This window comes from Isoptericola jiangsuensis (assembly GCF_048320105.1).
GTDB classification, from domain to species: Bacteria; Actinomycetota; Actinomycetes; order Actinomycetales; family Cellulomonadaceae; genus Isoptericola; species Isoptericola jiangsuensis_A.
Map to the genome: position 1 here is coordinate 2,580,164 of NZ_CP182942.1, position 13,512 is coordinate 2,593,675.

Genomic DNA, 13,512 nt, shown 5'->3' on the forward strand with positions numbered 1-13,512 from the left:
GGACACGGCACCACCCGGCCGGTTCGTGACCGGCCGGGTGGCGCCTGCGGTCAGCTGGTGAGCGTGAAGCGGACGATCGTGACGTTGCCCGCGACGTCGTGGACCTTGAGGGTGTTCTTGCCCTCGACGGCCCCGAACACGCCCCGCCTGACGAAGTTCAGGTCGGACCAGACGTTGTCCGTGAGGTCCTTCTCGACGCCGTTGAGGACGACCTTGTCGATCTTCCCGGCGTCGTAGAGCTTGAAGGACACCTTCTCGTACGGGTCGGAGCCGACGGTGAACTCGCTGCCGGGCTTGACCGTGACCGTGGGCCTGGTCTTGTCGGCCACCGACTTCGTCACGGTGACCGGGGTCTCGAGGACGGTCGTCCCTGGCACCTCGTCCGCCACGATCTCGGTGTGCACGACGCCCTCGCCGGCCTTGCGGGCGTCCAGCGTGACCTCGTAGGTCAGCGATCCGCCCGGCGCCGGGTCGGTCGACGTGACGACCTTGTCGGTGCCGTCGGGCAGCTCGGCGACCATGTCGCCCTGCCCGATGTGGTTCTCCGCGCCGACGAGGAACGGCTGACCGCTCGGGTCTGCCATCGCCGCCGCGTACGTGAAGGACACGTCCTGCGTGTCACCCAGACCGATCCACACCTGGAAGGTGCGCGCGTCGGTGGTGCCCCAGACGAACATGTCCCACTGGACGATCAGCCAGTCGCTGACCCCGTCGGTCAGCGTGCCGAGGCGGACGCCTTCGGCGCCCTCCCCGTTCAGGTCCGTCCAGAACGGTGCGAGCACGGAGTTCGGGCGGGCCGACGACGAACCTGCCGGCAGGTCGCAGCAGTTGTTGTCCTCGGAGGTGCCCCCGCCGGCCACCAGGTAGCCGTTGGAGTCGATGCCGACGGACGTGTAGACGCGACCGTTGTAGGTGAACGCCGGGACGCTCGCGTTGAGCAGGTCCTCGTCGCCGAAGGCGTTCGGCGCGATGCCGAAGTCCGCGAGGTCGAGGTAGCCCGCCGGGGACCCGTCCACGACGTCGTCCACGGACGGCACGCCCGGGACGGCACCGGAGAGGGTGGCCGTCTCCGCCGTGGTGCCCCGGAGCTTCCCGGTGCCCTGCGTGGTGGCGGTGACGGTCTGCTCGTTGAACGACTCGTTGGTCGCGGTCACGGTGCAGGTGACCGTCTCGTCGGTGGTCATCGTGGTCTTGTCGCACGACTGCGACGCGACGACGTTGCCCTGCTCGGGGACGAACGCGACGGGGATGTGGCCCTTGCCGTGGTTCGTCCGGAAGGTGATCGTGCCGAACTTCTGCTCACCGCTCGCCGACGTGTCGGTGATGGTGATCTCGAACGACGCCGACGCGCCCGGGCGGACGGTCGCCTGCTTGGGCGTGACGGTGATCGTGGAGCCGTCCGGGGCGTCCGCCTTGGGGGTGACGACCAGCGTGGACCCGGAGGTGTTCTCCAGGGTGCGGGTGGTGGTGACCCGGCCCGGCATGGTCGGTGCGTTGACCGACGGGATGTTCAGGTCGATCGCGTGCACCGGGTCGCCCGTCAGCGCGACGTAGTTCTCGGTGGTCTCGCTGATGGTGAACGGCGCCTTGAGGGACTCGCCGACGTCGACGCGACCGGCGCCCATGTCGAACGGGTCGGCCGGCGTGGCGAGGTCCTCCTTGAGGATGTCGGTGAGCGACTGCGTCATGATCGCCGACTTGATCTGACCCGGGGTCCAGTCCGGGTAGACGGCCTGGAGCAGCAGCGCCACGCCCGCGATGTGCGGGGACGACATCGACGTGCCGGAGATGGCCTGGTAGTACCGGCCGGCCGGACCGCTGTCCGTGGACAGCGGGGTCGGGGTCATCGCGGCGAGGATGGACACGCCCGGTGCGGTGACGTCCGGCTTGAGGACGGGCCCGGCGGGTCCGCGCGAGGAGAACGCGGCCATGACGTCGCCCTGGCCCTCGCCCTTCGACCCGGCCGGGAACGATCCCGTGATGCCGGTGTGCGAGTCGAGGTAGGCCTTGAGCTCGGTGCCGTCGGCGACGTGCACGGTCGGGAGGTAGTGGTTGTCCGTGGCGACGTCGGCGAGGGCCGGGTTGTACAGCACCATGCCGGCCGCGTCACCGGCGAGGACGTGGTAGCCCTTGGCCACGCGGGCGTTCTGACCGCGCTCGCAGACGACGATCTTGCCCTCGAACAGCCCTGCGGGGGCCTCGGTGAGGCACAGGGGGTCGGAGTAGGGGGCGTCGGCGGCCTGCACGACGGGCGTCGGCTCGGTGATGCCACCGGTGAGGGACGCGCCCTCGACGACGAACGAGGAGCCGTCGTCGGCCTCCAGGGTGAGCGTCGTGGTGAACGCGCGGTCCTGGGTCGAGGCGGCCACGGTGGTCACCCACGGGCTGACGTGGTTCGCCGTGGCGGCGCCGGGCCCGTCGTTGCCGGCCGAGGCTGCCACGAAGATGCCGGCGTCGACGGCGTTGAGGAACGCGATCTCGATCGGGTCGGTGGCGTTGCTGCCGCCGGAGATCGAGTAGTTGATCGCGTCGACGTCGTCGAGGATCGCCTGCTCCACGGCGGCGACCAGGTCGGAGGTGTAGCCGCCGTCCGGGCCGAGGGCCTTGTACTCGACGATCTTCACACCGGGCGCCACGCCCTGGACGCGCTCGACGTCGGCGTCGATCGTCGGGTCCTCGACGACGTTGCCCGCCGTCGTGCCGGAGGTGTGCGACCCGTGGCCCTCGGCGTCGCGCGCCGTGCCCTGGTGCAGGTAGTCGGGGTTCAGCAGGTCGTAGAACTCGGTGAACGAGTAGCCGCCGACGAGCTTGTCGTTGCACTCGAAGGGGTCGATCTCGTCGGTGAGCGGGTTGTCGCCGTAGTCGCACGCCAGGTCGGGTCCGTCGTAGGGCGACAGGTTGCCCAGGTCCTCGAACGACTCGTGCTCGGGCCACAGGCCGGTGTCGATGTTGCCGAGCACGAGGCCGTCGCCCGCCTCGGCGGTGGTGCCGAGCTCCTGGTAGGCGGCGGGTGCGTCGATGAAGTCGGTGCTGGAGTCGGTGAGCGGCTGTTCGAGGGTGTTCTCCTGCACGGCGACGACGCCGGGCACCTCCAGCAGCGCGGGGATGTCGTCGCCGGGCACCAGTGCGGCGACGCCGCCGTACACGGTCTCGAACTCCTGGACGATCTCGGTGCCGGGCACCGCGTCGGTGACGTCGGCCGTGATGTCGCTCGACTCGCGCTCCACGAAGCCTCGGTAGGACCGTTCGGCAGCACCGCCGTCGAGTGGTTCGCCCGTCAGGGCGGGGCTCGTCGCCTCGAAGTCGGGCAGCGTCCCGCCGTAGGAGGCGACGGCGTCGAAGTCGTACTTGATGAGGACCGGCACCTTCTTCGGTGACGACAGCCTGAGCAGGCTGGGGGTGGTCTCCACCAGGGCGCTCGTGGGCGCCTTGGAGCCGTCCTTCTCGTGGGACGTCACCGTGGGCTGGGTCGGGGCGAGCTGCAGGTCCTCGGGGTCGACGGTGTCCGCGCTCGACGCCGTGGCGGTGAGCGAGGTGAGGACGAGTGCGACGCCGGAGGTGGTGGCGGCGAGCCGGATCAGGGACGGGTGTTTCCGCAAGCGCACGTTTGCGCTCCCTTCGTGTCGGTCGTTGACGTGACGCCCGGGTCGGTGGGTCACGGCGATGTGACCTGCCGGCGACGAGCGTCTGAAGGAAACGTAAAGCATCTGTGATGCGGGCAACATTCGGAATGGTTACCGGGGTGTTTCCCGGGGTCGTGCAGCAGGGTCGTCTGATGCCGCGGAGGTCGTGAGAGGTCCTGACGGAGAGCGCGGAAGCGTCTTGAACACAGGGTAGGCATGCCTAACAACAGGTGTTACGGTATGGCCAGGTCCTGACAGATTGTCACGACGGTCCGTCATGTCGTGCCCCAGGAGGTCACCCCATGTCCGCCATCGCCCCCGAGGCAACGCTCTCCCTGCTCCTGCGCGAGGGGACCCGTTCCGAGCACGAGCAGGCGGAGACCGAGGGGTTCGTCTCACGGCTCATGGGCGGGGACCTCGACGTCGCCGCGTACGCGGACCTCGCCGCCCAGCAGCTCGTGGTCTACACGGCGCTGGAGGAGGCGAGCGCGGCGATCCGGGCCGACGCCCGCGGCGCGACCCTCGTGTTCGACGAGCTGACGCGGGTGCCCGCCATCGAGCGGGACCTCGCGCACCTCCACGGCCCCGGCTGGGCGGACGAGATCCGCATCCTGCCGGCCACCGAGGCGTACGCCGCCCGGCTGCGCGAGGTCGCGGGCAGCCTGCCGCACTACGCGGCCCACGCCTACACCCGCTACCTCGGTGACCTGTCCGGCGGGCAGATCATCCAGCGCATGATGCAGCGCCACTACGGCATGGGCACCGCCGGGCTGGAGTTCTACGACTTCCCCGAGATCCCCAAGGCGAAGCCGTTCAAGGACCTGTACCGCGAGCGCCTCGACGGCCTGGCCCTCGACGCGGCCGAGGTCGACGCCGCCGTCGGCGAGGCGCAGGCAGCGTTCCGTCTCAACCGTGCCGTCTTCGTCGAGCTGGGTCGGGCGCACCTGCCCGGCTGAGCACGTCCCAGGGATGCCGGTCGACCCGCAGGTCGGCCGGCGGCCCGCCCGCACCCGTCGTCCTGCGGTCCGTGCTCCTGCCCGTGATCCATCCCACAGGGTCGACGCACGTCCGCAACTTGTGAGATGAGGACAGCCTCATCTAACTTTGGTGAGGCTCGCCTAATGTGGTGGCCACGAAGGAGATCCCCGCATGTCCCCGGCTCGCCGCCGCCCCACGCTCGCCGCCCTGACCGCCGTGACGGTCGCCCTGCTCACCGCCTGCGGTGCCGTCGGGCACGCAGACGACGGCGACACCACCCTCGCCCAGGGTCCGCCCCTCGCCGAGCTCGCCGGCAGCGAGGACCACCTCACCGACCCGAAGGACTGGACCGGCGAGGTCGTCGTCCAGGCCGCCGGGACGCCCGTCGACCCGATCGTCACCGACGCGCGGCCGGAGCTCCCGGCCACCGTCACGGACGCCCAGGGCACCGAGGTCACCGTCACCGACACCAGCCGCATCCTGGCCCTCGACCTGTACGGCACGCTCTCGCGCACCGTGTTCGAGCTCGGGCTGGGCGACAGCGTCGTCGGTCGGGACACCTCCTCGACCTTCCCCGAGATCGCCGACCTGCCCGAGGTCACCTCCAACGGCCACGAGCTCACCGCCGAGGCGATCCTCGAGCTCGCTCCCTCGGTGATCCTCACCGACACCACGCTCGGCCCCTGGGACGTCGTGCTGCAGATGCGCGACGCCGGCATCCCCGTCGTCGTCGTGGACCCGCACCGCAGCGCCGACAACGCCGGCGACCTCACCCGGGCCGTGGCCGACGCCCTCGGCATGGCGGAGGCGGGCGAGCAGCTCGCCGAGCGCACCCAGTCGCAGATCGACGACACCGTCGCCCAGGTCGCCGCCCTCGCGCCGACGGACGACGCCGACCGGCTGCGCGCCGTCTTCCTCTACGTGCGCGGACAGTCCGGCGTCTACTACATGTTCGGCGACGGCTCCGGGGCGGACTCCCTCATCGAGTCGCTGGGCGCCGTCGACGTCGCCGGGGAGATCGGCTGGACGGGCATGCGGCCCGTCAACGACGAGGGCATGGTGTCCGCCCAGCCCGACGTCGTCCTGATGATGTCCGGTGGGCTGGAGTCGGTCGGCGGTGTCGACGGCCTGCTCGAACGACTGCCCGCCATCGCCCAGACCCCCGCCGGGCAGAACCGCCGCGTCGTCGCGATGCCCGACAGCCAGATCCTCGCCTTCGGCCCCGCGACCGCCGGGGTGCTCGACTCCCTCGCCCGCGGCCTCTACGCCCCGGGGAGCCTCGGATGACCGACGTCGACCGGGCCGCCGCGCCCGCCGCCCCCGCTGGGCCCACCGTGCCCGTCGCCGTGCCCGTCGCCGTGCCCGTCACCGGCGGCCCGCTCCCCGGTGCGCCGCGGGAGTCCGCACCGCTGCCGCCGCGCCGCACCGGACGCGTCACGTTCCTGTTCGTGCTGCTCGCCGCCGCGCTCGGCGTGCTCGCCGTGGTGTCCGCGGGATCGGGGCAGCTGCACGTCGCACCCGCGGAGGTGCTCGGGGCGCTCGCCCGGGGTCTCGGTCTGGAGATCGGGCCCGAGCCGACCCACCCCAACGGGTACGCCGCGCTGTGGACGATCCGCTTCCCGCGGGTCGTCATGGCCGTCCTGGTCGGCGCGGCGCTCGCGGCGGCGGGTGCCGTCATGCAGGGGATCTTCGGCAACCCGCTGGCCGAGCCCGGCGTCGTGGGCGTCTCCTCCGGCGCGGCGGTGGCCGCCGCGGCGACGATCGCGCTGGGGCTGACGAGCCTGGGCCCGTGGACCACCGCGACCGCCGCGTTCCTCGGCGGGCTCGTCGCCACCTTCGCGGTCTACGCGATGGCGCGCTCCGGCGGACGCACCGAGGTCGTCACCCTGCTGCTCACGGGTGTCGCCGTCAACGCGATCTGCGGTGCCGGGCTGGCGCTGTTCACGTTCCTCGGTGACACGCAGGCGCGCGAGGAGATCGTGTTCTGGCAGCTCGGCTCCCTCAACGGCACCCGCTGGGTGTACGTCGCGATCGTCGCCCCGCTGGTCGTGGTGGGGCTGGTCGCCTCGATGCTGCTGGCCCGCCGCCTGGACCTGCTGTCCCTCGGGGAGCGTTCGGCCCGCCACCTCGGCGTCGACGTCGAACGGCTGCGGGTGGTCGCCGTCGTCGTGGTGGCCCTGCTCACGGCCGCGGCCGTCGCGTTCTGCGGGATCATCGCGTTCGTCGGCCTCGTGGTGCCGCACCTGGTGCGCATGGCGGTCGGCCCCGGTCACCGCGTGCTCGTGCCCGCCAGCGCCCTGGGTGGTGCCGTGCTGCTGCTCGCCGCCGACCTCGTGGCGCGCACCGCCGTGCCCTACGCGGAGCTGCCCATCGGGATGCTCACCGCGCTGGTCGGCGGGCCGTTCTTCCTGTGGCTCGTGCACCGCACCCGCCGCCAGGCAGGAGGCTGGGCATGAGCCCGACGAACCTCGCCGCCACGACGCTGCTGACGGTCCGCGGGGCGCGCGTGCGCATCGGTGACGCCACGCTGCTCGACGGCGTCGACCTGGAGGTGCGCACCGGCGAGATCCTCGTGGTGGTGGGCCCGAACGGCGCCGGCAAGTCCACGCTGCTGTCCGTCCTGTCGGGCGACCGCGTCCCCGACGACGGCGACGTCGCGTGGGAGGGCACCCCGCTGGGGGCCGTCCGCCCGAACGAGCTGGCCCGGCTGCGCGGGGTGCTGCTGCAGGAGAACCATGTCGCCTTCGGTTTCCGGGTGGTCGACGTGGTCCGCATGGGTCGTGCGCCGTGGGAGGGCACCGCGGAGCAGGCCCGGGACGAGGCCGTGGTCGCGGGGGCGCTGGACTCCGCCGACGTGCGCCATCTCGCGGAGCGCCGCTTCCCGACGCTGTCCGGCGGCGAGAAGGCCCGCACCTCGTTGGCGCGGGTGCTCTCGCAGGAGCCGCGCCTGCTGCTCCTCGACGAGCCGACCGCCGCTCTCGACGTCAAGCACCAGACGCGCGTGCTGGCGCAGGCGCGCCGCCACGCCGACGCCGGGGGTGCCGTCGTCGTCGTCCTGCACGACCTGCCGCTCGCCGCGGCGTGGGCGGACCGCGTCGTCGTGGTCGCCCGAGGGCGGGTCGCCGCCGACGGCGCGCCCGCCGACGTCCTCACCTCCGACCTGCTCTCCGACGTCTACGACCATCCGGTCGACGTCCTCACCCATCCTGTGACGGGCGCGCTGCTGGTGCTGCCGCGGCACGGGACGACCACCCGGGAGGTGGCCGCGCCGTGAGACGGCTCGCCGCACTGATCGCCCTGACCCTGTGCACCGCGCTGGCGGTGCCGGCCCTCGTCCCGCACGCCGCCCCTCCCGCGCAGGCCGCGGCGCGCGTGTCGGTCTCCGGCGTCGACGGCGCCGCGCGCGCCTCGGCGGAGGGCGCGACGACGCTGAAGCTCTCCGGTTCCGGCTTCCAGTCGGTGCCGAAGGGGTTCGGCGGCATCTACGTGCTGTTCGGCTGGGTGCAGGGCGGTTCGTGGGGCCCGAGCGAGGGCGGCGCCACGGGTGCCACGCTGCGCTACGTGCCCGACGCCGAGACGGGCGCGAACGCCGGGTACCAGCGGTTCGTCGCCTTCCCCGGGTCGAGCACGGCGGGCGAGGCGAACGGCGGGCTCGTCGACGCCGACGGCACCTGGTCGGCCACGTTGATCGTGCCCGGGCCCGTCTTCACGGCGCAGGACCGCGCGGGCGACCCCGTGGAGGTCGACTGCCTGGCGGTGACCTGCGGCGTCATCACCATCGGTGCGCACGGCGTCGCGAACGCCACCAACGAGACGTTCACCCCGGTGGAGTTCGTGGGGTCCGCGAGCGCCGACGCCGGTTCCGGCGGCACGGCCGACGGCGACGTGTCGGACGGCGGTGACGGCGAGTCGGCGGGCGGCGAGGCCGGCACGTCGGCGGGTTCCTCCGCGGGGGCCGCGGGTGGCGACGGCGCGCCGTCGCCCTCCCCGTCGGCGTCCGCCGCGACGGGTCCGGCGACCCTCGGGTTCGACCAGGGCACGGCCGTGGCGGGGCGGGTGCTGAGCTTTGCCGGGCAGGGGTTCGTCCCGGGCGAGCAGGTCGTGGCCGTGCTGGACGACGGGGTGATCGCCGTCGGCCCGATGACCGCGGGCACGCACGGCGAGATCGCGGGGCTGATGGAGCTTCCCGACGACCTGCGGCTCGGCACGCACGTGCTGAAGGTGACCGCGGCGTCGTCGGGCAAGCAGCCCGAGGTGGAGGTCACGGTGACCCGTGACCCTGCGGACGTCGCCGCTCAGGAGGCGCTCGTCGCGTCGGCCGCGGGGCCGGGCTCCCCGGCTGCGAGCGCCTGGGGCAGCGGGTACACGTGGGGCGAGCTGGCGGCGGGGGTGGCGCTGCTGGTGCTGCTGCTCGTGGTGGTGTCGTCGGCGATCACGGCTGCCCGTCGTCGTCGCGCCGTCCGTGCGCCCGCCGCGCCGTCTGCGCCCACCGCGCCGGCGGCGCAGGGCGTGCCGCCCTCGCGGGACGTGCCGTGAGCGCGGCGCGGCACGGCGTCGGACTCCGGACGGCGGTGCGCTCGGCGCTCGTCGGGCTGGTCGCCGTGCTCGTCTCCGGTGCGTCCGGTCCCGGTGTGGCGGCCGCGGACGACGAGCTGCCCCCGCCGGTGCGGGTCGGCGGTGACGTCGAGGTGGAGGTGACCGTCCCGGACGTGGGACAGGGGACGACGCCGCCACCGACCACGGGTGCGGCCGAGCTGACGGACGCCGAGCTGCGCTGGGGTCTGAACGAGGAGTCGGGCACGGCCTCGCACCTGTCCGGTGCCTGCAACTTCGTCATGGCGGGCGTGCCCGGCGACGGCGGCGACGCGGGCGGCAGCCGCCTGTGGTCGGCCTCCGACGACGACCTGTACCGCGCGGCGCAGGGCGACGTCGAGATCCTCGTGCCGACGGCGGACGGGCGCGGCGAGCGTCGGCCGACGTTCGCGACCCGCTGCCAGGACCCGCAGGGCGACCCGGTGGTGCGCGACCGGTCGACGAGCGGGGCGGAGGTCGTCATCGACGGCGGTGTCGGCACGCGAGCGCAGGACGGCAGCGTGGACATCGCGTGGACGGGCACGTTCACCGTGGTGTTCTACAACGGCCTCACGTACTGGTGGGCGTCGGACCCGCACCTGGTGCTGGACGAGAACGGCGACGGTGCGCTGACCGCGACCCTCGGCGGCTACGGCACGTCCCGCGAGGACCTGACCGAGTGGTCGCGGCTGACCGAGCGCGAGGTCGAGCTGGCGACGTTCCACGACGGCCGGTTCGGGGCGACCGACGGCGTGCTCACCCCGGACTGGTGCGGGGTGGACGTGGGTGACGTGGTGGCCGACCAGTCGCTCGTGTCGGTGCCGGGCACCACGTGCGGGGGGTCGTTCCCGCGGTCGTTCGTGGCGTTCCAGCGGGACACCGGGCAGGCGCCGTTCTGGTACTCGACGGCTCCGGAGGCGGGCAACGCGGCGAAGCAGCCCTACCCGATGACGGTCAGCTTCGACGCGTCCGTCAGCGGTGGTCGCACCGAGGTGCCCGACCCCGGTACGGGCGACGACGCCGACGACCCGGGCACCTCGACGTTCGTGCCGCAGGACCTCACGGGGTCCGCCGCCGATCCGTCGACGTCGTCCGCGGCGGGCGGTGGCGCGTCGGCCACGTCGGCGAGCGGTCTCGGCGTGCCGGTGCGCACCGCCGCACCGGCCGCCGGTGCGCAGCCGGTGGTGTTCCCGGCGGGCGCGGTCGGCACGCTCGGCCTCGGCAACGACGACCTCGTCCCGTCCCTGTCCGCCGGCGGACGCGCACCGGGCGAGCTGCTGCCCTGGGGCGTCGCCGCCGTGGCGCTGACCGCCTCCGGGAGCATCGTCGGCTTCCGCCGCGGCTGGCTCGTCCTGCCGTTCACCTGACGGCACCACAGACCCCCGACCCCGCCCCACCCACTCATGGAAGGCAACGAACTGATGACCACCACCCACCGCCCTGCCGCTCGCGGCCGGGCAGTCGCCGGGCTCGGCGTGCTCGCCCTCGGGCTGGGCACCGCCCTCGTGACGGTCGCCCCGGCCCAGGCGGCCGAGACCCGTGACGTCGTCGCGGAGTCCGGGTCCGTCTCCTGGGGCTTCCGGGAGAGCTTCCGCCGGTACGTCGGGCTCCAGACGGCGGCGCTGCCGCCGGTCGGTCCGGTCGCCGTCGGCGAGCGCATCACCCTCGAGGCTCCGGCCGAGTTCGACCTCGACGGCACCCCGGCGGCCACGGCCGACACGACGCCGCCGAACGAGACCCTGCCGTACCTGCTGCCCGTGGCCGGCGGCAGCGTCGCGGACGAGGACAACCTGTCCGTGTCGTCGACGGGCGGCGCGGTCTTCGCGTTCCCGTCGCACGCCTTCACCGTCACGGTGGAGAACGTCGGCATCGACGTCACCGACGGCACCGGCACGATCGTCGGCGACCTGAGCGTCGTCATCCCGGACAACAACCTCGGCCACGACGCCGGCACCTACGGTGGCGACGACGTCGTCCTCGGTGACGTCGCGACCACGACCGTCTCCGTCGCGGACGACGAGGTCTCGGTGACCGCCGCGGGCGTCACCCTCACCCCCGCGGGCGCGACGGCCCTGCAGGGCTTCCTGGAGGCGGGTGCCGAGCTCGACGACCTGACCGTCACGGCCGACCTGGACGCCGCACCGGCTTCCTGGAGCCCGGCCGTGCAGGTGTCGAGGACGTCCGGCTTCGACCCGGCCGCCACCTCCGCCCTGACGGTGGACGGCTCCGGCTTCGACCCGGCCGCCAACCTCAACACCGGTGGGCGCCCGCCCGTCGCGAAGGACCAGCCGGCCGGCGTCTACGTCGTCTTCGGCAAGTTCGCCTCCGACTGGCGTCCCTCCGCGGGCGCCGCGTCGTCGGCCCGCACGGTCGTCTCCCAGAAGTGGGCGATCCCGGAGCCGTCGTACAGCCAGGTCAAGGCGGCGTTCCCGAACGTGGCCGACCAGCTCGTCCTGATGAACGACGACGGCACGTTCACGGCCGAGCTCGAGGTGCGGACCGAGGACTCCGTCGACGGCGTCTACGGCGTCTACACCTACGCGGCAGGCGGTGCGGCCGCCAACGCGGCGCAGGAGCTCGCCACCGCCGTCACGTTCGCGGCGCCGGACGGCTCCGGAGAGGGTGACGTGGACGTCGACGTCGAGGTCCCGGAGCTGGAGGAGCCGGTCGACCCGGGCGCGTTCTCCTGGACGATCTCCGGCACCGGCGCGGTCAGCCTCGGCACGGCCGTGCAGGGCGACTCCGCGTTCACCGCCACCGGTGCGCTGCACACCGTCACCGTGTCCGACACCCGCCCCGAGGGCACCTGGACGATCAACGGCCAGGTCGGCTCGTTCGTCGGTGGCGCGTCGTCGTTCTCCGGCTCCGCGCTGGGCTGGGCGCCGACGGTCACCGACGGTGCGGCGAACGTCGGCTCGCCCGTCGTCGCCGGTTCGGACCCGGGCCTGACCACGACGTCCCTGCTCGCCTCGGGCGCCGGAGCCACCGGCCAGGTCGATGCCGTCCTCGGTGCCGACCTGACGCTGTCGATCCCGCTGGACACCCCGGCGGGCGACTACTCGGGCGTGCTCACGCTCACCGCGGTGGGCTGACCGGACCGTGCGTACCCGCCTCACCCGCGCGCTCGCCCTGGCGGCCCTCGTGGCCGCCGGGGCGGGCGGCGCGGTCCCCGCCGCCGCGGCAGTCCCGCCGTCGTCCACCGTGCTCGCCGCCGTGCCGTCCACCGTGCTCGCCGCCGTGCCGTCCGCCGTGCCGTCCGCCGTGCCGTCCGCCGTGCCGTCCGCCGTGCCGTCCGCCGTGCCGACCTCGGCCTCGACCTCCGCCGACGAGCTCACCTGGGCCCTCGCACCGGGACGCGGGCCCGACCCGACCGACACCGCCGTCGGCTCCACGGGACGCGACCGCGCCAACTACGCCTACGTCGTCGACCCCGGTGACGAGGTCGCGGACACGCTCGTCATCACCAACCGGTCCACGACGCCGCTCGACCTCGCCGTCTACGCCGCCGACGCCACCACGACGCGTGACGGCAGCCTCGACCTGCTGCCCGCCGACGCCGAACCGGTCGACCTGGGTGCCTGGCTCACGCTCGACGTCCCCGACGGCGGGCTCACCGTCGGACCGGGCGAGACCGAGCGCGTCCCCTTCACGCTCGCCGTGCCCGACGACGCCCGCCCGGGCGACCACGCCGGCGGCGTCGTCACCTCCCTGACCCAGGCGGTCGGTGACGGCGCGCTCGCGATCGACCGGCGGCTCGCCCTGCGGGTGCACGCCCGCGTCTCCGGTGCGCTGAGCCCAGGGCTCGAGGTCCGGGACGTCACCGTGGAGTCCGCGACCGGCGTCAACCCGGTCGCGCCCGCCACCACGACGGTCACCTACACGCTGGTGAACACCGGCGACGCCCGCGTGGTGCCCACCGAGACGGTCACCGTCGCCGGCCCGGGCGGCAGCGCGCCGCAGGTCGCAGGCGGGGCCCTCGACGAGCTCCTGCCCGGTGCCGAGGTGGCCCGCACCGTCGAGGTGCCGGGCGTGCGGCCGCTGCTGCGCGTCGCCGCCGACGTCCGCGTCGACGGCGCCGTCGTCGGCATCGGGGGCGGGGGTGCCACCAGCGCCACCGGCAGCGACACCGGCTGGTCCGTGCCGTGGGCCGCGCTCGGCGTCGTCGTCCTCGTGGTGGCGGGCGCCGTCGTGTGGTTCGTGCGCCGACCGCTGCGGCCGTCCCCCGCGTCCGCACCGGCGGCCGGGTCCGCACCGACGGCCGGGTCCGCACCGACGGCCGGGTCCCTGGGGACGTCGGACGACGGTGGTACCGGGGGTGTCGACGCCGGGGGTGACTGAC

Annotated in this window: 9 protein-coding genes; 8 read left to right on the forward strand and 1 reads right to left on the reverse strand. The window is 73.7% G+C overall.

Translation table 11 applies throughout. The features are described from left to right. Positions 1 to 50: 50 nt before the first annotated feature. Positions 51 to 3,605: a S8 family serine peptidase gene (locus tag ACNHYB_RS11990; protein ID WP_418275571.1), complete on the reverse strand. Its 3,555-nt coding sequence runs from the start codon at positions 3,603 to 3,605 to the stop codon at positions 51 to 53. A 320-nt stretch (positions 3,606 to 3,925) separates the two neighbouring features. Between ACNHYB_RS11990 and ACNHYB_RS11995 the strand changes: the two genes are divergently transcribed. The 8 genes from ACNHYB_RS11995 (at position 3,926) to ACNHYB_RS12030 (ending at position 13,511) form a co-directional block, all read left to right on the forward strand. Further along, complete coding sequence (locus ACNHYB_RS11995; RefSeq protein WP_418275572.1) at positions 3,926 to 4,579, forward strand: heme oxygenase (biliverdin-producing); 654 nt, start codon at positions 3,926 to 3,928, stop codon at positions 4,577 to 4,579. 193 nt (positions 4,580 to 4,772) lie between these two features. Continuing rightward, the gene (locus ACNHYB_RS12000) at positions 4,773 to 5,888 is read left to right on the forward strand and encodes a heme/hemin ABC transporter substrate-binding protein (RefSeq protein WP_418275573.1); all 1,116 of its coding nucleotides are present in this window, start codon (positions 4,773 to 4,775) and stop codon (positions 5,886 to 5,888) included. Continuing rightward, positions 5,885 to 7,057: a FecCD family ABC transporter permease gene (locus ACNHYB_RS12005; RefSeq protein WP_418275574.1), complete on the forward strand. Its 1,173-nt coding sequence runs from the start codon at positions 5,885 to 5,887 to the stop codon at positions 7,055 to 7,057. Before ACNHYB_RS12000 ends, ACNHYB_RS12005 begins: the two co-directional genes overlap by 4 nt. Beyond that, a complete protein-coding gene (locus ACNHYB_RS12010; RefSeq protein ID WP_418275575.1) occupies positions 7,054 to 7,875 on the forward strand; it encodes a heme ABC transporter ATP-binding protein in 822 nt (273 codons plus the stop codon). The genes ACNHYB_RS12005 and ACNHYB_RS12010 overlap by 4 nt, the downstream gene beginning before the upstream one ends. Then, positions 7,872 to 9,137 (forward strand): hypothetical protein, encoded by a 1,266-nt coding sequence (locus ACNHYB_RS12015; RefSeq protein WP_418275576.1) that lies wholly within the window; start codon positions 7,872 to 7,874, stop codon positions 9,135 to 9,137. Before ACNHYB_RS12010 ends, ACNHYB_RS12015 begins: the two co-directional genes overlap by 4 nt. Beyond that, complete coding sequence (locus ACNHYB_RS12020) at positions 9,134 to 10,540, forward strand: hypothetical protein (RefSeq protein WP_418275577.1); 1,407 nt, start codon at positions 9,134 to 9,136, stop codon at positions 10,538 to 10,540. The genes ACNHYB_RS12015 and ACNHYB_RS12020 overlap by 4 nt, the downstream gene beginning before the upstream one ends. Positions 10,541 to 10,594: 54 nt before the next feature. Next, positions 10,595 to 12,265 carry an HtaA domain-containing protein gene (locus ACNHYB_RS12025; protein WP_418275578.1) on the forward strand — a complete coding sequence of 557 codons (1,671 nt, stop codon included), beginning with the start codon at positions 10,595 to 10,597 and terminating at the stop codon, positions 12,263 to 12,265. A gap of 7 nt (positions 12,266 to 12,272) precedes the next feature. Further along, positions 12,273 to 13,511: a WxL protein peptidoglycan domain-containing protein gene (locus ACNHYB_RS12030; RefSeq protein ID WP_418275579.1), complete on the forward strand. Its 1,239-nt coding sequence runs from the start codon at positions 12,273 to 12,275 to the stop codon at positions 13,509 to 13,511. Position 13,512: the final 1 nt, after the last annotated feature.

Coding starts and splice junctions, on each gene's coding strand:
- ACNHYB_RS11995 (WP_418275572.1), top strand. CDS start 3,926: ATGTCCGCCATCGCCCCCGAGGCAACGCTCTCCCTGCTCCTGCGCGAG.
- ACNHYB_RS12000 (WP_418275573.1), top strand. CDS start 4,773: ATGTCCCCGGCTCGCCGCCGCCCCACGCTCGCCGCCCTGACCGCCGTG.
- ACNHYB_RS12005 (WP_418275574.1), top strand. CDS start 5,885: ATGACCGACGTCGACCGGGCCGCCGCGCCCGCCGCCCCCGCTGGGCCC.
- ACNHYB_RS12010 (WP_418275575.1), top strand. CDS start 7,054: ATGAGCCCGACGAACCTCGCCGCCACGACGCTGCTGACGGTCCGCGGG.
- ACNHYB_RS12025 (WP_418275578.1), top strand. CDS start 10,595: ATGACCACCACCCACCGCCCTGCCGCTCGCGGCCGGGCAGTCGCCGGG.